17 protein-coding genes and 1 pseudogene are annotated in these 21,877 nt (G+C 73.0%); 6 read left to right on the top strand and 12 right to left on the bottom strand.

The genetic code is table 11. The features are described 5' to 3' along the window. The first annotated feature begins 162 nt into the window (after positions 1-162). Complete coding sequence (locus tag R4Z62_RS31855; protein ID WP_491521608.1) at positions 163-2,004, top strand: phospholipase C; 1,842 nt, start codon at positions 163-165, stop codon at positions 2,002-2,004. A gap of 73 nt (positions 2,005-2,077) precedes the next feature. On the opposite strand, the gene R4Z62_RS31860 is transcribed toward R4Z62_RS31855, so the two are convergent. Both R4Z62_RS31860 and R4Z62_RS31865 read right to left on the bottom strand, forming a co-directional pair. Further along, on the bottom strand, positions 2,078-3,409 hold the full coding sequence (locus tag R4Z62_RS31860; protein WP_064536858.1) for a lipase family protein: 1,332 nt from the start codon (positions 3,407-3,409) through the stop codon (positions 2,078-2,080). Positions 3,410-3,583: 174 nt separating this feature from the next. Then, positions 3,584-6,367 carry a SpoIIE family protein phosphatase gene (locus tag R4Z62_RS31865; protein WP_491521609.1) on the bottom strand — a complete coding sequence of 928 codons (2,784 nt, stop codon included), beginning with the start codon at positions 6,365-6,367 and terminating at the stop codon, positions 3,584-3,586. A 166-nt stretch (positions 6,368-6,533) separates the two neighbouring features. Between R4Z62_RS31865 and rpmG the strand changes: the two genes are divergently transcribed. Further along, the gene (gene rpmG / locus R4Z62_RS31870; RefSeq protein ID WP_018569900.1) at positions 6,534-6,698 is read left to right on the top strand and encodes a 50S ribosomal protein L33; all 165 of its coding nucleotides are present in this window, start codon (positions 6,534-6,536) and stop codon (positions 6,696-6,698) included. A gap of 30 nt (positions 6,699-6,728) precedes the next feature. Here the strand turns inward: rpmG and R4Z62_RS31875 are convergent. The 3 genes and pseudogenes from R4Z62_RS31875 to R4Z62_RS31885 form a co-directional block, all read right to left on the bottom strand. Next, positions 6,729-6,914: pseudogene (locus tag R4Z62_RS31875) on the bottom strand (ATP-binding protein); the annotation flags it as partial. 58 nt (positions 6,915-6,972) lie between these two features. Further along, a complete protein-coding gene (locus R4Z62_RS31880; protein ID WP_064536859.1) occupies positions 6,973-7,449 on the bottom strand; it encodes a GNAT family N-acetyltransferase in 477 nt (158 codons plus the stop codon). A 119-nt stretch (positions 7,450-7,568) separates the two neighbouring features. After that, entirely contained in the window at positions 7,569-9,014 is a 1,446-nt protein-coding gene (locus tag R4Z62_RS31885; RefSeq protein WP_064536860.1) for a glyceraldehyde-3-phosphate dehydrogenase, read from the bottom strand. Between the two features lie 249 nt (positions 9,015-9,263). Between R4Z62_RS31885 and R4Z62_RS31890 the strand changes: the two genes are divergently transcribed. Continuing rightward, positions 9,264-10,277, top strand: coding sequence for a PucR family transcriptional regulator (locus tag R4Z62_RS31890; RefSeq protein WP_491521954.1), 1,014 nt, complete (start codon positions 9,264-9,266; stop codon positions 10,275-10,277). A gap of 20 nt (positions 10,278-10,297) precedes the next feature. Here R4Z62_RS31890 and R4Z62_RS31895 read toward each other — a convergent pair whose 3' ends face one another. After that, positions 10,298-11,269, bottom strand: a complete 972-nt coding sequence (locus R4Z62_RS31895) for an SDR family NAD(P)-dependent oxidoreductase (protein ID WP_491521610.1) — start codon at positions 11,267-11,269, stop codon at positions 10,298-10,300. 706 nt (positions 11,270-11,975) lie between these two features. Between R4Z62_RS31895 and R4Z62_RS31900 the strand changes: the two genes are divergently transcribed. Then, a complete protein-coding gene (locus tag R4Z62_RS31900) occupies positions 11,976-12,308 on the top strand; it encodes a DUF3566 domain-containing protein (RefSeq protein ID WP_491521611.1) in 333 nt (110 codons plus the stop codon). Between the two features lie 178 nt (positions 12,309-12,486). Beyond that, complete coding sequence (locus R4Z62_RS31905) at positions 12,487-14,538, top strand: flavin monoamine oxidase family protein (RefSeq protein WP_064536864.1); 2,052 nt, start codon at positions 12,487-12,489, stop codon at positions 14,536-14,538. 77 nt (positions 14,539-14,615) lie between these two features. On the opposite strand, the gene R4Z62_RS31910 is transcribed toward R4Z62_RS31905, so the two are convergent. The 3 genes from R4Z62_RS31910 to R4Z62_RS31920 form a co-directional block, all read right to left on the bottom strand. Next, complete coding sequence (locus R4Z62_RS31910; RefSeq protein WP_491521612.1) at positions 14,616-15,524, bottom strand: DMT family transporter; 909 nt, start codon at positions 15,522-15,524, stop codon at positions 14,616-14,618. An 85-nt stretch (positions 15,525-15,609) separates the two neighbouring features. Next, positions 15,610-16,458: a ribonuclease BN gene (locus R4Z62_RS31915; protein ID WP_382851519.1), complete on the bottom strand. Its 849-nt coding sequence runs from the start codon at positions 16,456-16,458 to the stop codon at positions 15,610-15,612. A gap of 107 nt (positions 16,459-16,565) precedes the next feature. Next, complete coding sequence (locus R4Z62_RS31920; RefSeq protein ID WP_491521613.1) at positions 16,566-17,120, bottom strand: hemerythrin domain-containing protein; 555 nt, start codon at positions 17,118-17,120, stop codon at positions 16,566-16,568. A 104-nt stretch (positions 17,121-17,224) separates the two neighbouring features. On the opposite strand from R4Z62_RS31920, the gene qcrB reads away from it, so the two are divergent. Continuing rightward, positions 17,225-18,886 (top strand): cytochrome bc1 complex cytochrome b subunit, encoded by a 1,662-nt coding sequence (gene qcrB, locus R4Z62_RS31925; protein WP_491521614.1) that lies wholly within the window; start codon positions 17,225-17,227, stop codon positions 18,884-18,886. A gap of 97 nt (positions 18,887-18,983) precedes the next feature. Here qcrB and R4Z62_RS31930 read toward each other — a convergent pair whose 3' ends face one another. From R4Z62_RS31930 to ctaD, 3 genes are all read right to left on the bottom strand, one after another. Then, on the bottom strand, positions 18,984-19,460 hold the full coding sequence (locus R4Z62_RS31930; protein WP_173860930.1) for an SPW repeat protein: 477 nt from the start codon (positions 19,458-19,460) through the stop codon (positions 18,984-18,986). Between the two features lie 127 nt (positions 19,461-19,587). After that, on the bottom strand, positions 19,588-19,980 hold the full coding sequence (gene ctaF / locus R4Z62_RS31935) for an aa3-type cytochrome oxidase subunit IV (RefSeq protein WP_491521615.1): 393 nt from the start codon (positions 19,978-19,980) through the stop codon (positions 19,588-19,590). After that, complete coding sequence (ctaD, locus tag R4Z62_RS31940) at positions 19,980-21,695, bottom strand: aa3-type cytochrome oxidase subunit I (RefSeq protein WP_491521616.1); 1,716 nt, start codon at positions 21,693-21,695, stop codon at positions 19,980-19,982. Before ctaD ends, ctaF begins: the two co-directional genes overlap by 1 nt. Positions 21,696-21,877 lie beyond the last annotated feature (182 nt).

Genomic DNA, 21,877 nt, shown 5'->3' on the forward strand with positions numbered 1-21,877 from the left:
TTCGCTCCGCCGTTCGGTCAATACCCGGTCAAGAATGGGCTCGGCTTGCCTGACCCGGTGCCCCCTCCCGCGTCATCATGGCTGCTTCGTCGCGCCGCCCGCGCGGCGGAGCAGCCCGGTCCGTACGCCGCGGCCACGATCCTGCCCGGAGGGTGAACTCACATGGCCAGCAGGGGAAGACGAGCAACGATGCGGAACCTGGGGGCGCTCGCCGGCACCGCCGCGCTGACCGTGCTGGGCGGCGCCGCCCCCGGCCTGGCCGCGCCCGCCGCGCCCGACGGGCACCGGCCCACCGCCACACCGATCGAGCACGTCGTCGTCCTCTTCGACGAGAACATCTCCTTCGACCACTACTTCGCCACCTATCCGCGGGCCGCGAACACCGACGGCACCAAGTTCACCGCGTCGCGCAGGACCCCGAAGGACATCGACACCCTGGCGCACGCCGGGCTGCTGGAGCACAACCCCAATCAGTACACGCCCAAGCGGCTCGGCCCTGGCCAGGCCGTCACCTGCGACCAGAACCACTCCTACGGCCCCGAGCAGTACGCGTACAACGGCGGCAGGGCCGACCGGTTCGTGCAGAACACCGAGGTCGACAAGTGCAGCGGCGGCCTGTTCGGCGAGCCCGGCCTCGTCATGGACTACTACGACGGCAACACCGTCACCGCGATGTGGAACTACGCCCAGCACTACGCGCTCAGCGACCGTTCCTTCGGCTCGAACTACGGCCCCTCCACACCCGGCGCCATCAACCTGGCCTCCGGGCAGACGCACGGCATCGTCTCCGTCGACCCGGCCTCCGGCACCGAGCACCCGAAGCAGACGGCCACGCCCGACCCGTCCGTGGTCAAGTCGCCCGACGCGCACGGCGTGGGCACGATGATCAACGACCCGGACCCGGCCTTCGACGACTGCTCCGGCAAGAACCACACCTCCAGCGCCGCGCTCGCCGTGATGAAGGGCCGCACCATCGGCGACCTGCTCAACCGCGCGGACATCAGCTGGGGCTGGTTCCAGGGCGGCTTCCGCCCGTCCACCGCCTGGAGCGGCGAGCAGGGCGAGTACGCCCGCTGCGACACCGCGCACGCCAACGTCGGCGGCGCCCAGGTCGTCGACTACAGCCCGCACCACAACCCGTTCGCGTACTACCGGACGACGGCCAACCCGCACCACCTGCCGCCGGAGAACGTCGCCGAGATCGGCCACGACGGACGGGCCAACCACAACTACGACCTGACCGACCTCTCCGCCGCGCTGACGGCGGGCCGCCTCCCGGCCGTCAGCTTCGTCAAGGCGCCCTCCTACCAGGACGGGCACGCCGGATACTCCGACCCGCTCGACGAACAGCACTTCCTGGTCGACCAGATCAACGCGATCCAGCGCTCCCCGCAGTGGCGCTCCACCGCCGTCGTCATCGCCTACGACGACTCCGACGGCTGGTACGACCACGCCTACGCCCCGGTGCGCAACGGCTCCACGGACACCTCGGCCGGCTCCAACGGCAAGGCCACCGACAGCCCCGCCTGCCAGGCCGGGCCCCCGGCGGCCAGCGGCTACCTGGACCGGTGCGGCCCCGGCACCCGCCAGCCGCTGCTGGTCGTCTCCCCGTACAGCAAGGTCAACCAGGTCGACCATACCCAGACCGACCAGGCATCGATCATCCGGTTCATCGAGGACAACTGGCACACCGGGCGCATCGGAGACCACTCCTTCGACGCGACGGCGGGCTCGCTCGCGGGCATGTTCGACTTCAGGCACCCCAACAACCGGCAGGTGCTGCTGAACCGGGACGGTTCGGTCAGGTCGGTCGGGCCGGTCCGCGCGGTGGCGCCGAAGGCCGCCGCCATCACGGCCGGCGCGGCGTTCGAGAACGCCGCCGCGACCAGCGGCGCCGCCGCCTTCCCGGCCCTGCCGGTCGGTCTCGGCGCGGGCGCGCTGCTGGCCGTGGGCGCCACCGGGACGTACTTCGCGCTGCGCCGCAGGAGCCGGAACGCCCTCTGAGGTCCGGGTGCCCCGACGCGCCGGGCCGCCCCGCCGGTGGTGGCGGGGCGGCCCGGTCCGTGGTGTGCGGGGTTCAGGGCTGCAGGGGCATCGTGAAGCAGTTGGACGGGGCCGCCCTGCCCTCCAGGCGGTCGGTGAGCCAGGACACGGCGGTGCCCTGGTCGGTGAGCAGCGGGCCGAAGTGGTTGAGCAGGGGGCTGACGACGTTCGGGAGGACGACCGGCGCGTAGGTGACGTCGGCGCCCTTGCGGCACCAGTCGACGGCGAGTTGCCGTGCCTGGCCGTGCGGCACCAGGTTGTCGCTGACACCGGTGGCCACCCGGACGGGCCCGGCGGGCTTGAGCCGGCCGATGCGCTGGGTGTCCAGGAAGCCCTGGAGAACGGGGTCGGCGCCGATGATGGCGCTCAGCGACTGCCCGTCGGTCGTCCACTTGGTGCTCTTGGCGTAGCCGTAGTGCAGGATCGCGTCGCCCACGCACATGGTCGACAGGTCCTCAAGGGCCGCCTTGCCCGCGGAGTTGAGGTGGGCCTCGGCGATCGGCCGCAGCTCCGGGTCGGTCTGGAGGAAGCCGTTGAGGGACCAGCCGAGGGCGCCGGCCAGTTCGCTGCCGTCGATGCCCTTGGTGACCTCGGTCAGGTTCGCGGGCGGCGCGCCGGAGTAGGTGCCGGCGAGGGCGACGTCCGGGGCGTAGGAGGGCTGGAGTTCGGCGGCCGCGGCGGTCGCGCCGCCGCCCTGGCTGTAGCCGAACAGGCCGACCCGCGAGTCCGCGGTCACCGAGGCGCCCGCAACCGTGCGCGCGGCCCGTGCGGCGTCCAGGACGGCGTGCGCCCCGTCGATCCGGTTGACGTAGGTGTGCAGCCGGTCCGTGGCGCCCAGGCCGACGTAGTCGGTGACGACGACCGCGGTGCCCTGGGCCAGCAGCCGGTAGACGGACAGGTCCTCGTAACCGATCGACACCGTCTCGCCGTTGAACGCCAGCGGGTGCTCCAGGCCCAGTGAGGCCGCGCACTGGTCGCCCTGGCCCATGGTGCCCGGGGCGACGACGACGAGCGGGCGCGGGCCGCCGCCCTTCCAGCGGGCGGTGGGCTCGATGTAGGCGCCGGTGACGGCCACGGGCGCGCCGTTGGCGTCGGTCGACTTGTACATCAGGCGGGTGGCGCGGCCCGGCAGCGGGCCGTGCAGGCTGGGCAGGCTCAGCGCGAGCGGCAGCGGCTCGGTGCGGACCAGGGTGCCGTCGGCGGCGGGGAGTTCGGCGGGCGGGTCGTAGAACTCCGGGACGGTGACGCCCCGGGACACCACGGGGGCGGGACCGGTGGCCGCCGCGGCGGGCAGGGCCTGGGCCGCGAGGCACGAGGCGGCGGCAGCGGCGACCGCCGCGGCGAGCAGCCGTCTGGACGCGGGCATGGGGAACCTCCTGGGGTGAGGCCGGGCACGCGGGTGGGGGTGTGACGGAAGGAGACCGTACCCACGTGCTGTTACCGCGGGTAGCAGGCGGCAGGTTACGGTTCAGTAACTTACTCGGCTTCTAATAAGGTGCCCTGCGGACGTGGCTCCCCGCCCGCCGGCCGGCGCCGCCCTTCACCAGGCCAACTGGTCGATCAGCGCGGCCGGGTCCGGCTCCGGGGCGCGGCCCAGGCTCTGCTCCGCCCAGATCACCTTGCCGTCGGCCACATAGCGCGTGCCCCAGCGGTCCGCGAACTGCGAGACCAGGAAGAGCCCCCGGCCCCCCTCGTCGGTCGTGGCCGCCCGGCGCAGCCGCGGGGAGGTGTTGCTGCCGTCCGAGACCTCGCAGACCAGGGTGCGGCCCAGCAGCATCCTGACCCGCACCGGGGGAGCGCCGTAGCGGATCGCGTTGGTCAGCAGCTCGCTCAGGATCAGCTCGGTGGCGAACGCGGAGTCCTCCAGCTCCCAGTCGGCCAGCCGCCCGCTGACCTGCGTGCGCACCCGCGAGACCGCGCTCACGTCGAACGGCACGTCCCAGACGGCGACATGGGACGGGTCCAGCAGCCGGGTGCGGGCCACCAGCAGCGCCACGTCGTCGCTGGGGTGCTCCGGCAGCATCGTCTCCATGAGGGCCCGGCAGGTCTCCTCCGGGCTCTGGTCCGGGTGCGCGACCGCGGCGGCGAGCAGGGAGAGGCCCTCGTCGATGTCGCGCCGCCGGTCCTCGATCAGCCCGTCGGTGAACAGCACCAGGCGGCTGCCCTCCGGCAGCGTCAGCTCACCGGACTCGAACGGATGCCCGCCCACGCCCAGCGGCGGCGACAGCGGCAGGTCGGGGAAGGTCACCCGGCCCACCGGGTCCACCACGGCGGGCGCGACATGCCCGGCCCGGGAGAAGGTGCAGTGCCCGCCCACCGGGTCGTAGATGACGTACAGGCAGGTGGCCCCGGTGACCAGCGACCCCTCACCGTCGTCCGGGCCGTCGGCCGGAGTGTCGAGCCGGGCCACCATCTCGTCCAGATGCCCGAGCAGTTCGTCCGGCGGCAGGTCGAGCGAGGAGAAGTTCAGCACCGCCGTACGCAGCCGCCCCATGGTCACCGCGGCGTGCAGCCCGTGCCCGACGACGTCGCCGACCACCAGCGCCGTCCGGAAGCCCGGCAGGGGTATCACGTCGAACCAGTCGCCGCCCACGCCCGACTGCGCCGGACGGTAGCGCCAGGCCACCTCCAGGGCGTCCTGCTCGGGCAGGTCCCGGGGCAGCAGGCTGCGCTGGAGCGTCACCGCCATCGCGTGCTCGCGGGAGTAGCGGCGCGCGTTGTCGATGGCGACCGCCGCCCGCGCCCCCAGCTCCTCGGCGACCGCGACGTCCTCCTCGTCGAACCGCGGCGAGCCGGCCCCCCGCCAGAAGTTGACCATGCCGAGCACCACGCCCCGCGCCCGCAGCGGCACCGCGATCAGCGAGTGGATGCCGGAGTCCAGCACCCGGCCCGCGCCCTCCGGGTCCTGGGCCCGCCAGTCCTCGGCCGCCCGCAGGTCCGGCACCAGGACGGCCCGGCCCTGGCGCAGCGCCGCCACCATGGGCGTGTCGGCCACCACGAACTGGATCAGATCGCCCACCGGCTGGAGCGGATGGCGCGAACCGCGCAGCGCGGTGCGGCGCATCCGGTGCACGGCTCCGGTCGGCTCCTCGCCGTGCAGCACGGCCTCCAGCAACTCCACGGTGACCACGTCGGCCAGCCGGTCCACCGCCACCTCGGCCAGTTCCTCCGCGGTCCGCTGTACGTCCAGGGTGGTGCCGATGCGCACCCCGGCCTCGTACAGCAGGGTCAGCCGGCCGCGGGCCGTCTCCGCGCGGCCGGACAGGGCGCGCAGCTCCGTGGTGTCGCGGAAGCTCGCCACCAGGCCGGGAGCGTCCCCGTACGGGGCGGTGCGCCGGGTGTTGACGGCCAGCAGCCGGTCACCGGCCGGGCACACCTCGTCGGAGACCACCTCGCCCGCCACCAGGATCCGGGTCAGGTCGGGGGCCAGCCCCAGTTCCGTGACATGCCGCTGGTCGGCGTCCGGCGGCAGCAGGAGCAGCCGGCGCGCCTCGTCGTTGGCCAGCAGCAGCCGGCCGTCGGCGCCGACGATCAGCACGCCCTCGCGCACCGCGTGCAGCACCGCGTCGTGGTGCTCGTACATCCGGGTCATCTCGGCCGGTCCGAGGCCGTGGGTCTGGCGCCGCAGCCGTCTGGTGACCAGGGCGGTGCCCGCGGTGGCGAGGGCGAGGGCGAGCGCGGCCGAACCCAGCACCATGGGCACCTGCTGGTCCAGCAGATACCCCACGTTCTCGACCTGGATCCCGGCGGTGACCACCCCGACCACCCGTCGGCTCGCGTCCATCACGGGCACCACCGCGCGCACGGCGTCGGCCGGTTTGCCGTGGAAGGTGTCGGTGAAGGTCTCGCCCGCCACGGCCCGGCCGACGTCCTGCGCCTTCGTCCCGATCAGCCGCGGCTCGGTGTCGGCCAGCCGCACCCCCTTGGTGTTCAGCACGGAGATGAAGTCGATGCCCGCGCCGGCCTGCGCCTGCATCACGGGGGTCTGGAGCAGCTTCGTGGGGTCCGGGGCCGCGAAGGCGAGGGCGGTGCCCGGGGCGTGCGCGAACGCCTCGGCGGCGGCCAGCGAGCGCTTGCGGGCGTCGTTGTCGCCGTCATAGCGCCCCTGGAGGACGAGCGCGGCGGCCGCCGAGGCGACCAGCACCAGGACGACGATGACCTGGAGCAGGAAGACCTGCGCCGCCAGCGTGCCCGGCCCCCAGGGCGACGGAAGGCGGCGTCCGGGCGGGCGGCGCGGCCCCGGACGCCGGGACGGATCAGCGGACCGCCGGCCGTCGCGCGGCGCTGCCGCCTTCGAGCGGGACCGGCGGGAACGTCCGATCATGCTCCCAGTTCTAGCACTGCGCTCACCCGCCGGGCGACCGATATGTCCGATCAGAACCCTTTCTTGGCCTCCGCCGTGCGCCGGGAATGCCGCGGCCGTCCGCCCTGTTGACGTCCCTGGCTGGCATGTCTGGATCAATCCGGGGATGCGGCCGAAAGGAGGATCCATGGCACGCACCACCGTGCGCCCCGTCGTCCGGCTGAAGTCCACCGCCGGGACCGGCGCCACCTATGTGACGCGCAAGAACCGGCTCAACGACCCCGACCGGCTCACCCTGCGCAAGTACGACCCGGTCGCCGCCCGGCACGTCGTGTTCCGCGAGGAGCGCTGACCGTCCGGCTCCCGCCCGGCGGGGGTGTGCTCACCCGCCCCCGCCGGGCAGCGGCTGCTCCGCCCAGATCGTCTTGCCGCCACCGGTGTACCGGGTGCCCCAGCGCGGCGCGATCTGGGCGACCAGGAACAGACCGCGCCCGCCCTCGTCGGTGCTGAGCGCGCTGCGCAGGTGCGGCGCGGTGCCGGCCCCGTCGCAGACCTCGCGGATCAGGGTCAGGCCGCCGGGACGGACGCGGCGCCCGCCGCGCGCACGGGGGCGGGAGCGGGCTCCGCTACGCCGGAGCGCCCAGCGCGGCCAGTGCCTCGTCCGTCAGCCGGTACACCGTCCACTCGTCCTGCGGGCGGGCGCCCAGGGACTCGTAGAAGTCGATCGACGGACGGTTCCAGTTCAGGACCGACCACTCCAGGCGCTCGTAGCCGCGCTCCACGCACAGCCGCGCCAGCTCGGTCAGCAGGGCCTTGCCGTGGCCGCCGCCGCGTGCCTGCGGCCGGACGTACAGATCCTCCAGGTAGATGCCGTGCACCCCGCGCCAGGTGGAGAAGTTGAGGAACCACAGGGCGAAGCCCACCACCTCGCCGTCCGCGTCCTCGGCGAGATGGGCGAAGGCCGCCGGCCGCTCGCCGAACAGGGCCTCGGCCAGCTGCTCCGGGGTGGCGCGCACCTCGTCGAGGGCCTTCTCGTACTCGGCCAGATCGCGGATCATCGTGTGGATGACGGGCACGTCGGCGGGGGTCGCGGTACGGATCATGGCCGCAGTCTCACACACCGTCCGGGGCCGCCCACCGGGTGGGTGCGCGACTCCGGACGACGGCGCCCCGGCACCCCGCGCGCGGGAGGCCGGGGCGTACGACGGGTCCGGCACCGAGGTCAGACGGCGGGCGCAGGGTACGTCGGGTACTCGACGCCGGAGACGTGCTGGACGACCCGCACGACCTGGCAGGAGTAGCCGAACTCGTTGTCGTACCACAGGTAGAGGATGGCGTTGTCGCCCTCGACCTTGGTGGCGCCCGCGTCGACGATCGAGGCGTGGCGCGAGCCGATGAAGTCGCTGGAGACCGCGTCGGGGGCGCTGATGAAGTCGATCTGGCGCTTGAGCGGCGAGGTCAGCGAGACCTCGCGCAGATGGTCGAGGACCTCCTCGCGGGTGGTCTCGCGGCGCAGCTGGAGGTTGAGGATGGCGATCGACACGTCCGGCACCGGCACCCGGATCGAGCTGCCGGTGATCCGCGCGCGCAGGTCCGGCAGCGCCTTGGCCACGGCGGAGGCGGCACCCGTCTCGGTGATGACCATGTTGAGCGGCGCGGACCGGCCGCGGCGCTCGGACTTGTGGTAGTTGTCCAGCAGGTTCTGGTCGTTGGTGAAGGAGTGGACGGTCTCCACATGGCCGCGCGCCACGCCGAACTCGTCGTCCATCGCCTTCAGCGGCGGGACGATCGCGTTGGTGGTGCACGAGGCGCAGGACAGGATCCGCTCGTCCGGCTTGATGGTGTCGTGGTTGACGCCGTGCACGATGTTGGGCACGTCGCCCTTGCCGGGCGCGGTCAGGACGACCTTCTCGATGCCGGGGCGCAGATGCTCGGACAGGCCCTCGCGGTCCCGCCACTTGCCCGTGTTGTCGATCAGGACGGCGTCCTTGATGCCGTACGCCGTGTAGTCCACCGCCGAGGGGTCGTCGGCGTAGATCACCTTGATCGCGTTGCCGTTGGCGAGGATGGTGCTGTTCTCCTCGTCGACGGTGATCGTGCCCTGGAACTGGCCGTGGATGGAGTCGCGGCGCAGCAGGGAGGCGCGCTTGACGATGTCCCGGTCGCCGCCGCCGCGCACGACGATCGCGCGCAGCCGCAGCCCGTTGCCCGAACCGGCCTTCTCGATGAGCAGCCGGGCCACCAGGCGGCCGATGCGGCCGAAGCCGTAGAGGACCACGTCGCGGCCCTCGCGGCGGGCCTCCCCGGCCGTCCCGACGGCGCCCGCGACGGCCTCGGCGGTGAACTCGGCCACGGACAGACCGCGGTCGTCGGCCCGGTACGTCGCCGCCAGCATGCCGATGTCGATCTGGGACGGGCCGAGGTCCAGCGCGGTGAGCGCCTGGAGGAAGGGGAGCGTCTCGGTGACCGACAGCTCCGCGCCGGCGATCTGCCGGGCGAACCGGTGGGTCTTGAGGATGCTCACCACCGACTTGTTCACCAGGGAGCGGCTGTGCAGCAGGACGGTGACGTCCCGCTCGCGGTGCAGCTTCCCGATCATCGGGATCATCGACTCCGCGATCTCCTCGCGGTGCTTCCAGTTGGTGAACGAGTCGTCGTTGACAGTCACAGGTTTCTCTTTCGAGCTAGGCAGCGCTCATATGCTAACCCGACCGGATCTCGCTCTTTCAGGGGGTGCGCCCGCAGGTCCGCACCCGGTCGCGAGGGCCGCCGCACGCCGGGGCCTGGCGCTTGGCGTTCGGAAGTTTGGCACTGGCGTTCGGCATGGGTTAAGAAAACGCGAGCGACCGAACAAGCAGGGGGAGGGGCCGTGACGAGGCCAGAGGCGCCCGACGACTATCTGACCGAGTACACCCGGATGCTGGCCGACGTGTGCGTCACCGGCCGCCGGCTCACCCGGGACGAACTGGAGTCCCTGCGGGCCCAGGGGGAGCGGGCGGCCGAGGACGGACACGGACTGCGCCGCCTGGTCCGCCGGCATCTGGCCGAGACCCGGGCGGTCTCCGCCACCCTGCGCACGGCCGGCGTGGACCAGCTGCTCGCCGCCGTGGAGCAGGCCGTCGACGCCTTCGCCGAGGGCCACGAACGCGCCCAGAAACTCGCCATGCGCCAGGAGGAGGCCGCCCGCCGCGAGTTCATCGACGACCTGCTCTACGGGCGCAGCGACCTCGGCCGGCTCGCGGAACGCGCCGAACGCTACGGACTGCTCTTCTCCCGCGCCCACGCCGTGGCCGTCGCCCAGGGCGCACAGCCCGTCGACGACACCCACCCGGCCACCCGGCACGTGGAGACCTCGCTGCTCGCCCGCTTCGCCGAGCGCCGCGTCCTGCTCACCACCAAGGACGGCAGACTCGTCTGTGTCGCGCCCGGCGACCAGGACGACGTCCTGGCGTTCTTCGCCAAGCAGGCCTACGCCGCCACCGACGGCGGCCGGGTCGCCATCGGCCGCCCGCACCCCGGCGCCGGGGGAGTCGTCCACTCCTACGAGGAGGCCCTCAACGCGCTCGACCTGGCCCACCGCCTCGACCTCCAGGAACCGGTGCTGCGCGCGGCGGACCTCCTCGTCTACCCGGTCCTGACCCGCGACCGGCAGGCCATGGCCGACCTCGTGCGCGACACGCTCGGCCCGCTGCGCGGCGCACGCGGCGGCGCCCAGCCCCTGCTGGACACCCTCGCCGCGTACTTCGACGCCGGCTGCACGGCCGCCGAGGCGGCGCGCCGCCTGAGCCTCAGCGTCCGGGCGTTCACCTACCGCCTGGAACGCATCCACAAGCTGACCGGCGCCGATCCCGCCGACCCGATGCACCGCTACACCCTCCAGACGGCGGTCATCGGCGCCCGCCTGATGGGCTGGCCGGACCGCGAGGTGTAGGGAGGCGGGGCCGCCCCGGCTCACACCGGGGCGACTCCGGTCAGGGCGCGGCTCAGGTCCCACAGAAGCGCGGCTTCGGCGCGGTCGGCGAGGTGCGGCCAGACCGGCTCGCGGCGCGGCCGGCCGCGCAGCCCGAGCACCCGCGGCCCCCACACGTCCCCGCCGCGCGCCGCCGGGTCGAGCACCGCGCGCACCGCCGGCCAGGCCCCCGCGTCCTTGCCCTGGAGGACGGCGCCGGCCGGCAGGCCGAGCAGCCGTGCACCGGCCGAACGCGTGTGCACCAGCGGGCGCGAGGGGGTGAGCGAGTCCAGGGCGCCCCCGGGATGCGCGACCAGGCTCGACACCGGGCTGCCCACGGCGCGCAGCCGCCGGTCGAGTTCCAGGGCGAAGGACATCTGCGCCAGCTTGGACCGGCCGTAGGTGCGCTTGGGCCGGTAGTCGCGCAGGGACTGCGGGTCGGCCAGGTCCAGTCGCTCCGACCGGGCCGCGAAGCTGCCCGTCGTCACCACCCGGCCGGCGGGCGCCGCGGCCAGCAGCGGCATCAGATGCGCGGTGAGGGCGAAGTGGCCGAGGTGGTTGGTCGCGAACATCAGCTCGTGACCGGCCGCCGACTCCCGGCGCGGCGGGTGGTCCAGCGCGATCCCCGCGTTGAGCACCACCGCGTCCAGGTGGTCCGTCCGCAGCTCCGCCACGGCGGCCGGGAGGGACAGCGGATCGGCGAGATCCATCCGCACGGCGCGCACCCGGGCACCGGGCACCCGGCCGCGTACGGACGCCATGGCCGCCTGCGCGCGCGCCGGGTCGCGACTGCCGAGCACCACCTCGGCCCCCGAGGCGGCGAGTTGCTCCACGACGAAGTAGCCGATGCCCGCGTTGCCCCCGGTGACCAGGAAGAGGCGGCCGTCCGCGCGCGGCGGGCGGGCGACGTCCCAGGGCGGAGCGGCGTCGGAAGGGGAGACGGAAGGGGTGGAGGAGCCGTACGGCGCGGTCATGACGGGTTCCCTTGCGGCAGGTGGTGGTGGCGGTGTGGGGGGCGTTGTGCGTGGGGGTGTGTGCGGAGGGTGGGGCGAGCCGGGCGCCCGGCCCTCGGCTCACTCAAAGTGACAGCCGCTGCCGACACTTCGCCGATGGATCACCGACACCCGCCGACAGCCGCCGACAGGCTCCAGCGGCCTCCGACCGGGTGAACCGCGGGTGCGGGCCGCCGTCGCCGCGCATAGCGTCGAGACCGCCTGACCAAGGGGGTTTCGCACGGCTCGGACGTCGTCCGGAGCATCTGGACCCGAAGAGGAGACAGCCATGGGCCGGGCCAGCCGAACCGGACGTGCCAGGAGCCGAGCCGGCCGCGCGGGGCGCCCCGCGCCACCGAAGGAGCAGGCCGCCGCCGAAAAGACCGTGGACGCCGCCGAGACGACCACGGACACGGGCACGGACGCAGACGCGGACACGGACACGGACGCGAAAGAGGACACCGCTGCGGGCGCGGACACGGGCGCGGACACGGGCACCGGCGCGGACGGCGGCAAGGGCGAGGGCACGCCCCCCGCGACCTCACCCGCACCCGCCCCTCCCACAGAACCGGCCTCCCCCTCTGCCCCCGCCCCGGATCCCGCCCCCGCCCCGGATCCCGCCCCCGCTCCCGATTCCGCCCCCGCCCTCAGCGAACCCGCCCCGGCCCCCCTGCCCCTCAGTGGGCGGATGCGCCTGGACACCGCCGAGCCCTGGACGCTCATGGTGGCGGGCTGCCTGCTCTCCCTGGGCCTGATCGTGTGCGCGGCCGTCACCATGCCGCCGGTGTGGATCCTGCTGCGGCTGCTGGGCCAGGACCCCTGGCCCCCGGCCGAGGGACTGGCGGTACTGGCGATCGTCACGATCGTGTTCGTCACCGCCTTCACCGCGCTGTGCACCTTCCTCTACAACGTGGTGGCGCGCTGCGCGGGCGGCCTGGCGGTGACCCTGACCGAGGACACTCCGGCGGCGGCCGCGCCGGAATCCGGCCCACCGGAGGCCGAGGCGCCGTCCGGAACCTGAGGCGCCGTCCGATACCTGAAGAGGGGGCGGGCGCTCCCCGGAATGCGGGGGCGTGCGGAAGCATCCGCACCGGCGCGTGCGCGGCGCATCAAGGCGGTTCGCTCCCCGCGCTCACCCGTTCAGGTGACGGTTGATCATCCCCGGGCCGGGGGCGCCGTGCGGGCCCTATCCAGGACGTATGCATGAACTCCGCACCACAGCCAGCCAACCGCCCCTGTCCCGGCGGCTGTTCACCACCGCGGCCGGCACGGCGGCCGGCGCAGCGGCCCTCGGGCTGGGCACCGCCGAGCCCGCCGGCGCGGCCCCCCTGGCACCCCCGGCGGCTCCGGCGGTCCCCGCCGGTCCCGGACAGGCCCCCGCCACGGCCCGCTCCACCGCCGACTGGGACACCTGCCTCGCCGTCGCCCGCGCGCTGCTGGTCGTCGATGACCACGACAAGCCCCTCGTCCCGCAGTACGAGAAGATCCTCGGCTCCGGGCTGCCCCGCGCCCGTTCGGGGGCGGCCAAGAAGATCCTCGTCGTGGGCGCCGGTCCGGCCGGCCTCGTCGCCGCCTGGCTGCTCAAGCGCGCCGGACACCAGGTGACGCTGATCGAGGCCAACGGCAACCGGGTCGGCGGACGGATCAAGACCTTCCGCACCGGCGGCCACGAGCAGGCCCCGCAGCCGTTCGCCGATCCGAAGCAGTACGCGGAGGCCGGGGCGATGCGCATCCCCGGCAGCCATCCGCTGGTGATGCGCCTGATCGACCAGCTCGGCCTCAAGAAGCGGCCGTTCCATCTCCTGGACGTCGACGGTTCCGGCAAACCCGTCAACCACGCCTGGCTGCACGTCAACGGCGTCCGCGTCCGCCGCTCCGAGTACGCGAAGTCGCCGCGCCGCGTCAACCAGTCCTTCGGCGTCCCGCGCAAGCACTGGGACACCCCGTCCTCGGCGATCCTCGCCGCCGCCCTCGACCCCGTGCGCGACGAGTTCAGCACAGTCGGCGAGGACGGCAAGCGCGTCGACAAGCCCCTGCCCGAGCGGGTGCAGGGCTGGGCGCGTGTCGTCCAGCGCTACGGGGACTGGTCGATGTACCGGTTCCTGACCGAGCAGGCCGGCTTCGACGAGCGCACCCTGGACCTGGTCGGCACCCTGGAGAACCTGACCTCACGGCTGCCGCTCTCCTTCATCCACAGTTTCATCAGCCAGTCCCTGATCAGCCCGGACACCGCCTTCTGGGAGCTGACCGGCGGCACCGCGACGCTGCCGGACGCGCTGCTGCGCCAGGTGTCCGACGTGCTGCACCGCGACCGGCGGGCCACGCACATCGAGTACTGGGACGGCACCCGGCAGCAGGGCGCCGACGGCGGGGACACCTCGCACGTGCGCCGGGACGGACCCCATGTGTGGATCGACACCGTCTCGGAGGGGCGCGGCGGCAAGGTGGTGCGCGAGCAGTTCACCGGTGATCTCGCCGTCGTCACCGTGCCGTTCTCCGGGCTGCGGCAGGTGCAGGTCAGCCCCCTGATGTCGTACGGCAAGCGCCGGGCCGTCGCCGAACTGCACTACGACAGCGCGACCAAGGTGCTGCTGGAGTTCAGCCGCCGCTGGTGGGAGTTCACCGAGGCCGACTGGAAACGCGAACTCGACGCCGTCCGGGCCGGGCTGTACGACGACTACCGCGGTGGGAAGGCGCCCGCCGACGGTAGTCTGCTCGGCGCGCACCCCTCGGTGCCGCGCGGCCACATCAGCGCGGCGCAGCGCGCCCACTACGCCGCCGCCCGCTGGGCGGGCCGCGACCAGCCGGAGGCCGCGCACATCGTCGGCGGCGGATCCGTCTCCGACAACTCCAACCGCTTCATGATCAACCCCTCGCACCCGGTGCCCGGCAGCAAGGGCGGCGTCGTGCTGGCCTCCTACAGCTGGGCCGACGACGCCTCGCGCTGGGACTCCTTCGAGGACGAGGCCCGCTACCCGTTCGCCCTGCGCGGTCTCCAGCAGGTCTACGGGCAGCGCCTGGAGGTGTTCTACACCGGTGCCGGCCGCACCCAGAGCTGGCTGCGCGATCCGTACGCGTACGGCGAGGCGTCGGTGCTGCTGCCCGGCCAGCACACCGAACTGCTCGGACACATCCGCGCCCCCGAGGGCCCGCTGCGCTTCGCCGGGGACCACACCTCGGTCAAGCCGTCCTGGATCGAGGGCGCCGTCGAGTCCGGCGTCCGGGCGGCCCTGGAGGCGCATCTGGCCTGACCGGCGGGCCGGCCGACCGGCGGGCCGGTTCGCGCCAGGAGCGCGGCCCGGCCCCGGTCCCGGCTCCTGCCCCGCCGTCAGGGGGCGGGGCCGGGACCCTCGCGGCAGCCGTCGCCGGGCGGGCTGTCCCAGCCGCCGTCGGCGGCCGTGGCCCGCGCAAGACCCACGCTGCCCGCGCCGATCAGGGCGACACCGATCGCCTCGGGCAGCACCCGCACTCCCAGCCCGATGTACTCCTCGAAGAGCACCCAGCCCAGGACCACGCTGGTCAGGGCGTCACCGAGGGTCAGCGCGGGCTGGGACGCGGTGAGGCTCCCGGCCCGGAACGCGCTCTGGAGCAGCAGGAAGCTGAGCACGCCGACGACGAGGGTGGCGTACGGCGGCCACGAGGCCAGCACCGCGGGCACGCCCTGTCCGAGCCGCCCCATGACCTCCTTGAGCAGCGCGGCGGTGCCGGCGAAGGACACCGCGGACGCCAGACCCAGCAGTCCGGCCCGCGGGGCGCCCCGCACCAGGCGGGAGGCCGCCGTGAACACGGCCACCAGCGCGAGCACCGCGGGACCCACCAGCAGCCACAGACGCGGTTCGGCGGTCGGTCGGCCCTCCGAGGGGGAGGCCGCGCCGAGGAAGAGGGAGAGGCCCACCGCCAGCGCGGCGAACGCCAGCCAGGTACGCCAGTCCGGGCGGCTGCGGAAGACGACACTGCCCACGGCCAGCGTGAACAGCAGCTCACTGGCCATGAGCGGCTGGACCAGCGACAGACTGCCCACGGCCAGCGCCGCCGCCTGGAGGATGGTGGACAGGCCCAGTAGCGCGGCGCCCGCCAGCCAGTAGGGGCGCCGCAGCACCCGGCCGAGCCAGCGCGCCGACTGCCGGATCCCGGAGCCGCCCGGGGCCTCGTCCGTCGCGGCCCGGCGCTGGAGCACCGAGGCGGAGGCGTTGGACAGCGCCGCGAACAGGGCGAGCACGATGGTCAGGGCGCTCATCGGCGGCCGGCCCGGACCTCGTCGGGGGCTCTGCGTGCCCCGGTGTCCGCGCGGGACCGGACAGGCGTCCGGGACGGTCCGGCGCTCACGGGGTGTCCCGCCGTACGCGCCGCCAGACGTGCCGGCCGTGGCCCGGCTCGTGCCGGGGCGTCCAGTGGTGGTCGCAGAACCAGCGGCCGAACATCGCGCCCCCGTAGACGACGAAGCCGACCCCGGTGAGCCAGGACTCCACCACCAGCACGATCCCGACGGTGCCGTAGCTGATCGCGTTGTCGACGATCAGCGGGGTGAAGACCAGGTAGGAGAAGACACGCAGGCCGCCCAGGCCCACCATGGTGGCGAGCGCGCCCGGCAGCAGGGTCCGCCAGTGCAGCTGGCCGCCCAGCAGGAAGTGCTGGCCCCACCAGAAGAACAGCACGCCCGTCGTCGCGGACACCGCGATCCGGGGCAGGCCGTGGAACTGGTGGCCGTTCAGCACCTCCTGGTAGAGGTACGCGGTCAGCACCGCCAGCCAGGTGACCTGCCGCCACACCCGGTGCCACGGGCCGGGCGGCAGCCCCCAGACACGTTCGTAGCCGTTCTGGACGCTGCCGGCGAACGACACCCCGAACACCGCGAGCAGGACACCGCCCCACACGCTCGTGGTGCCGATCACCTTGACCGGCGGGGTGATGATGTCGGTGAGCACATGGGCGGAGCGGCCCGACAGGCCCATGCCGTCCACCAGCCACGACGCGAAGCCGCCCTCGCCCAGCGGATCGGCGGCGGCCACCACGATGAGCAGCGGCGCCAGGGTGACCAGGGACAGGGTGGCGAACCCCATGGCCCGGTGCATCAGCTCGATGTCGCGACCGCGCCGGACCAGGACGTACGCGCCGAGCCGGTGCTCCAGATCGAGCACCGCCTGCCGGACCCGCGGCACGTGGCGCTTCACGAGCGCCACTCTGCACGCGAGGACGCCCGCCCGCAACGCGCGGGCGTCCGCCCGGCCCCACCCGGCGCCGCCCGCCCAGGGTCCGGGGACGGCGCGGCACGGGAACGTCAGGGCCGGCCACGGCGCGTGGCCAGGTCCCGGAGGCGGTCCAGCGGCCCCCACACCCGGGCGGTGACCTTCACCAGGGGCGCCGCGTCCGGGGCGGCGGGCCGGGGCCGGGTCGGCGCGGACGCGGCGGCGGCCCGCGCCCGCGTCCCGAGGTCCCGCAGCACCTCGGCGGGGCACAGGGCCTGCAACCGGGGGAACAGCTCCTGCTGCTCCTCGACGAACCGCTCGCCCACCTGGGTGACCAGCGCGACCAGCAGACGCGTGGCGTCCTCGCCGTGCGCCGCCGCCAGCCGGACCAGCAGCTCCTCGGTCTCGCGCAGCCGGCGCAGACCGTGCGCGGCCCGGTGCTCGCCGTCCGGCAGGAACCGGCGCACCGCCGGGTACAGGTGCGCCTTCTCGGCGACCCCGTTGCGGACCAGCTCCGCGGCGGCCCGCTCCACCAGGGCCGTCCGCTCGGGGCTGCCCGGCGGGGCGGCCCGGATGCGGTCGAACAGGTGCTGGACGCGAGCGTGGTCCCGCGTCAGTTCCTCGACGATGCCGCTGCGACGGTCCACCGCTGCTCCTCGTGTGGCAATGGGGGTGCCCCCGGCACGCCTGCGCGACGGGTACGCGGCGCACACCCAAGATTGAGGCACCACAGAGGGAAGCACCACGTGACATGAAGGAGTGTGACGCGGGCGTGCTGAGGCGGCGCGGGGCACGGGTCGAGGCGAGGGCGCGGCAGACCGCGTTCCGTACGTACGTCGCCGCCGACCGGCGGGCACCGGTCTCGGAACTGGCCGGGCAGGTGCTGCGCAAGGCGTTCCCCGACCACTGGAGCTTCCTCCTGGGCGAGATCGCCCTGTACAGCTTCGCCGTGCTGGTCCTCACGGGAAGCTTCCTGACGCTCTTCTTCGACCCCAGCATGGCCGAGGTGCCTTACCAGGGCTCGTACGGTCCGCTGCGCGGCCTGCTGGTCTCCAAGGCGTACGAGTCCACGCTCGACCTGAGCTTCGGGGTGCGCGGCGGGCTCCTGATGCGCCAGATGCACCACTGGGCCGCGCTGGTCTTCGTGGCGGCCGTCGGGGTGCATCTGCTGCGGATCTTCTTCACCGGGGCCTTCCGCAGACCCCGCGAGATCAACTGGTGCGTGGGCGTGACCCTGTTCCTGCTGGCCCTTCTGGAGGGGTTCTGCGGCTACTCACTCCCCGACGACCTGCTGTCCGGCACGGGGCTGCGCACCGCGAACTCCATCGTGCAGTCCGTGCCGGTGGTCGGGACGTACCTCGCGTACTTCGCCTGGGGCGGGCCGTTCCCCGGGACGGCCATCGTCCGCAGGCTGTACATCGTGCACGTCCTGTTCGTGCCGGGGCTGCTGATCGCCCTGATCGCGCTGCACCTGATCCTGGTGGTGTACCTGAAGCACACCCAGTGGTCCGCGCCCGGCCGCACCAACCGCAACGTGGTCGGACAGCCCATGTTCCCGGCCTTCGTCGGCAAGTCGGCCGGGCTGTCGCTGGTGGTCTTCGGCGTCCTCGCCGTGCTGGGGGGCCTCGCCCAGATCAACCCCATCTGGGCCTTCGGCCCGTACGTCCCCGACCAGGTGTCCACCGATGCCCAGCCGGACTGGTACGTCGGCTTCCTGGAGGGCGCGCTCCGGCTGATGCCCGGTGTGGAGTGGAACGTCGCGGGCCACACCGTCATGTGGAACGTGCTGCTGCCCGCCGTGGTGCTGCCCGGCCTGCTGTTCCTGGTGCTCTACGGCTATCCCTTCTTCGAGCGGTGGATCACCGGCGACCTGGTCGAGCACCATCTGTGCGACCGGCCCCGCGACCGCCCGGTGCGCACCGGGCTCGGCGTCGCCGCCGTCGTCTGGTACGCCGTCCTGCTGCTGGCGGGCGGCAACGACGTGATCGCCACCACCTTCCAGGTCTCCGTCAACGGCCTCACCTGGATCTTCCGCGCGGCGTTCTTCCTGGCCCCGGTGCTCGCCTTCCTGCTCACCCGGCGCGTCTGCCTGGCGCTGCAACGGCACGAGAGGGAGCTGCTGGAGGAGGGCGAGGAGACGGGCGAGGTGTTCCAGGCGCTGCCCGGCGGCATGTCCGAGACCCGCCGTGGCCTCGAAGCGCGGCTCCGCCACCGGCTGCTGGTCAGGGAGATTCCGCTGCCGCTGGAGCACCCCGGGCCCGGCGCCCCGCTGCGGCAGCGGCTGCGGGCCGCTCTGAGCACCTGGTACTACGGCGAACGGGTCGAGGTGATCGCCACGGCGGAGGAGCGCCTGCAGATCACCGGACGTACCGCCGATCCGGTCGCGGGCGGCACCGGCCCCGCGAAGGAGTAGCGGGAGCGGCGGGGCAGGGGTGAGGCGGGGCAGTGCCGTCGGTGCGCCGTGCCCGCTCGGCTGTGTGCGGGCACGGCGCATCCCCGGGCCGGCGGTGTCAGCGGTGGGTGCGGCCCCGGCGTGCCACGCCGATGGTCAGCCCCATGGCCGCGAGGCCCAGCGCGGCGATGACCGCTCCGACCCAGCAGTTGTTCCAGATGATGCCCGCCCGTGCGCCGTGGGTGAGGGTCACCACCCAGGGGGAGATGAACAGCCACACGCCGAGTGGCACGAGCGCCCAGGCCAGCCGGAACATGCGTTCCGGTGCCAGTGCCAGACCGAGCCCGATGATGCCGACGGTGATCCCGACGATCAGGTTGTTGACGGTGATGGCGGGCTGGATCGCGAAGTGCACGACCCAGGGAGAGATCGCGGCGTACAGGCCGGCCAGGACGATGAGGCCTTCGACGGCCATCGCCGGGCCGCTCGACGCGGTGCGTTCGAGCCGTTCCCGCATCTCCGCGATCTCGGGATGCGAGCCCATCATCTCCGGATGGTGGGTGCCCACGTCACTGGAGCGGTGTGGATACGACATCGCTGTCGTCTCCTCTCCGAAAAGGGGGTCTTTACGTCACGTAGGGGTTCCCCTGTATGGGTGACTTATACGCCTTTTATGCCCCAATTCGGGCGTAGATATGACGCCGTAGCCCCTCAGGAAGACGTCAGCCGCCCTGGCGGCCCACGTACGCGAGCGTCATGCCGATCACTCCGGCCGCGAGGACGCCGAAGCCGATCAGGAAGAGCCACAGGCCGTAGACGACGCCGATCGCGCAGAGCGTCACCCCGGCGGCGGTGACCACCGGGTGCCCGCTGCGCGGCGGGAAGAAGTCGACGCGTCCGGCCCGCTCCCGGATCTCACCGGCCGGGCGGTCCTCCGGGCGCTGCCCCTTGCGGCGGTGGTTGACCAGGCAGAAGAAGGCGATCACAGCGGACATGAGGCAGGACACCGTGAGGGCGGCGATCCCCGCCGGTTCGCGCGCGAACCAGATGTAGGCCGTGTCGGTGAGCAGGAAGAACACCGCCACGCCGGCGAAGAGAAGGGCCTCGGACTTCATCAGCTCCCCCCCTTCCGGGGGTCGGGGGTGGGCTCCGTGCTCCCGCGCCCGGTGGCCGGCAGCTCCCGCAGCACCTCGGGGTGGTGCAGGTCGAAGGCGGGGGAGTCGGAGCGGATGCGCGGCAGCGCGGTGAAGTTGTGCCGGGGCGGCGGGCAGGAGGTCGCCCACTCCAGGGAGCGGCCGTAGCCCCACGGGTCGTCGAGGTCCACCCGCGCGCCGTACCGGCCGGTGCGCCACACGTTGTACAGGAACGGGAGGGTGGACAGGCCGATCAGGAAGGCGCCGATCGAGGAGACGGTGTTCAGCGCCGTGAACCCGTCGGCCGCGAGGTAGTCGGCGTAGCGCCGGGGCATGCCGATCTCGCCGAGCCAGTGCTGGACCAGGAAGGTCGTCTGGAAGCCGGTGAAGAGCGTCCAGAAGTGGAACTTCCCCAGCCGTTCGTCGAGCAGCCTGCCGGTGAGCTTGGGCCACCAGAAGTAGAGCCCGCCGAAGGTCGCGAAGACGATCGTGCCGAAGAGCACGTAGTGCAGATGGGCGACGATGAAGTAGCTGTCGGTCAGGTGGAAGTCCAGCGGCGGGGAGGCGATCAGCACCCCGCTGAGCCCGCCCAGAAGGAAGGTGACCATGAAGCCGAGCGACCAGAGCATCGGCGTCTCGAAGGACAGGCTGCCCTTCCACATCGTCCCGATCCAGTTGAAGAACTTCACCCCGGTGGGGATGGCGATCAGGAACGACAGCATCGAGAAGAACGGCAGCAGCACCCCGCCCGTGGCGAACATGTGGTGGGCCCATACCGTCGCCGACAGCATGGTGATCGCGATGGTCGCGCCCACCATGCCCGCATAGCCGAACACCGGTTTGCGGCTGAAGACCGGGATGATTTCCGTGACCACCCCGAAGAACGGCAGCGCCACGATGTAGACCTCCGGATGGCCGAAGAACCAGAACAGGTGCTGCCACAGCAGCGCGCCGCCGTTCGCGGGGTCGTAGATGTGCGCCCCGAACCTGCGGTCGGCCTCCAGCGCCAGCAGCGCCGCGGTCAGCACCGGGAAGGACAGCAGCACCAGGATCGAGGTGAACAGCACGTTCCAGGTGAAGATCGGCATCCGGAACATGGTCATGCCCGGCGCGCGCAGGCACAGCACGGTGGAGATGAAGTTCACCGCACCCAGCGTGGTGCTCAACCCCGCGACCACCAGCCCCATCGCCCACAGGTCGCCGCCGTGCCCGGGGCTGTGCACGGAGCTGGTCAGCGGCGCGTACGCGAACCAGCCGAAGGGCGCGGCGCCCAGGTCGACCGCGAACCCGGACACCACGGTGAGCCCGCCGAACAGGAAGAACCAGTAGGTGAGGGCGTTCAGCCGGGGGAAGGCGACGTCCGGCGCGCCGATCTGCAACGGCATCACGGCGTTGGCGAACCCGGCGAAGGTGGGCGTCGCGAACAGCAGCATCATGATCGTGCCGTGCAGCGTGAACAGCTGGTTGTACTGGTCGGTGTTCATGATCTGGAGCCCCGGCCGGGCCAGCTCCGCCCGCATCAGCATCGCCATGACCCCGGCGGCCAGGAAGAAGCAGAACGCGGTGACCAGATAGAGATTGCCGATCTTCTTGTGATCCGTCGTGGTCAGGTAGTCCCGGATCCGCTCGCCCGTACGGCCGCGGGGCGGACGGGTCCGGTGCCGCGGCTCGTCCAGGCCGGGGTGAATCTGTGTCATGGCGCCCTCCAGCGGTTCATCCGTCCCGCCCGCGGGGCGCCTCATGCGGGGCTTGGGCCGGCTGCCGCGGAGGTTCCGCCCCAGGGGTGACCCGGCGGTGTGTCGCGGACGCGGGTTTGACTCCCCGCTGCCGGGTCACACGCCCAGCCCGGCGCAAGCCGCCCACGAGCAGCCGGTCCGAA

The sequence above is a fragment of the Streptomyces sp. PL-25 genome (assembly GCF_058344915.1).

Coding starts and splice junctions, on each gene's coding strand:
- R4Z62_RS31880 (WP_064536859.1), bottom strand. CDS start 7,449: ATGATCCGTACCGCGACCCCCGCCGACGTGCCCGTCATCCACACGATG.
- R4Z62_RS31890 (WP_491521954.1), top strand. CDS start 9,264: ATGCTGGCCGACGTGTGCGTCACCGGCCGCCGGCTCACCCGGGACGAA.
- rpmG (WP_018569900.1), top strand. CDS start 6,534: ATGGCACGCACCACCGTGCGCCCCGTCGTCCGGCTGAAGTCCACCGCC.
- R4Z62_RS31865 (WP_491521609.1), bottom strand. CDS start 6,367: ATGATCGGACGTTCCCGCCGGTCCCGCTCGAAGGCGGCAGCGCCGCGC.
- R4Z62_RS31860 (WP_064536858.1), bottom strand. CDS start 3,409: ATGCCCGCGTCCAGACGGCTGCTCGCCGCGGCGGTCGCCGCTGCCGCC.
- R4Z62_RS31905 (WP_064536864.1), top strand. CDS start 12,487: ATGCATGAACTCCGCACCACAGCCAGCCAACCGCCCCTGTCCCGGCGG.
- ctaD (WP_491521616.1), bottom strand. CDS start 21,695: ATGACACAGATTCACCCCGGCCTGGACGAGCCGCGGCACCGGACCCGT.
- R4Z62_RS31900 (WP_491521611.1), top strand. CDS start 11,976: ATGCGCCTGGACACCGCCGAGCCCTGGACGCTCATGGTGGCGGGCTGC.
- R4Z62_RS31895 (WP_491521610.1), bottom strand. CDS start 11,269: ATGACCGCGCCGTACGGCTCCTCCACCCCTTCCGTCTCCCCTTCCGAC.
- R4Z62_RS31930 (WP_173860930.1), bottom strand. CDS start 19,460: ATGTCGTATCCACACCGCTCCAGTGACGTGGGCACCCACCATCCGGAG.
- qcrB (WP_491521614.1), top strand. CDS start 17,225: ATGAAGGAGTGTGACGCGGGCGTGCTGAGGCGGCGCGGGGCACGGGTC.
- ctaF (WP_491521615.1), bottom strand. CDS start 19,980: ATGAAGTCCGAGGCCCTTCTCTTCGCCGGCGTGGCGGTGTTCTTCCTG.
- R4Z62_RS31855 (WP_491521608.1), top strand. CDS start 163: ATGGCCAGCAGGGGAAGACGAGCAACGATGCGGAACCTGGGGGCGCTC.
- R4Z62_RS31910 (WP_491521612.1), bottom strand. CDS start 15,524: ATGAGCGCCCTGACCATCGTGCTCGCCCTGTTCGCGGCGCTGTCCAAC.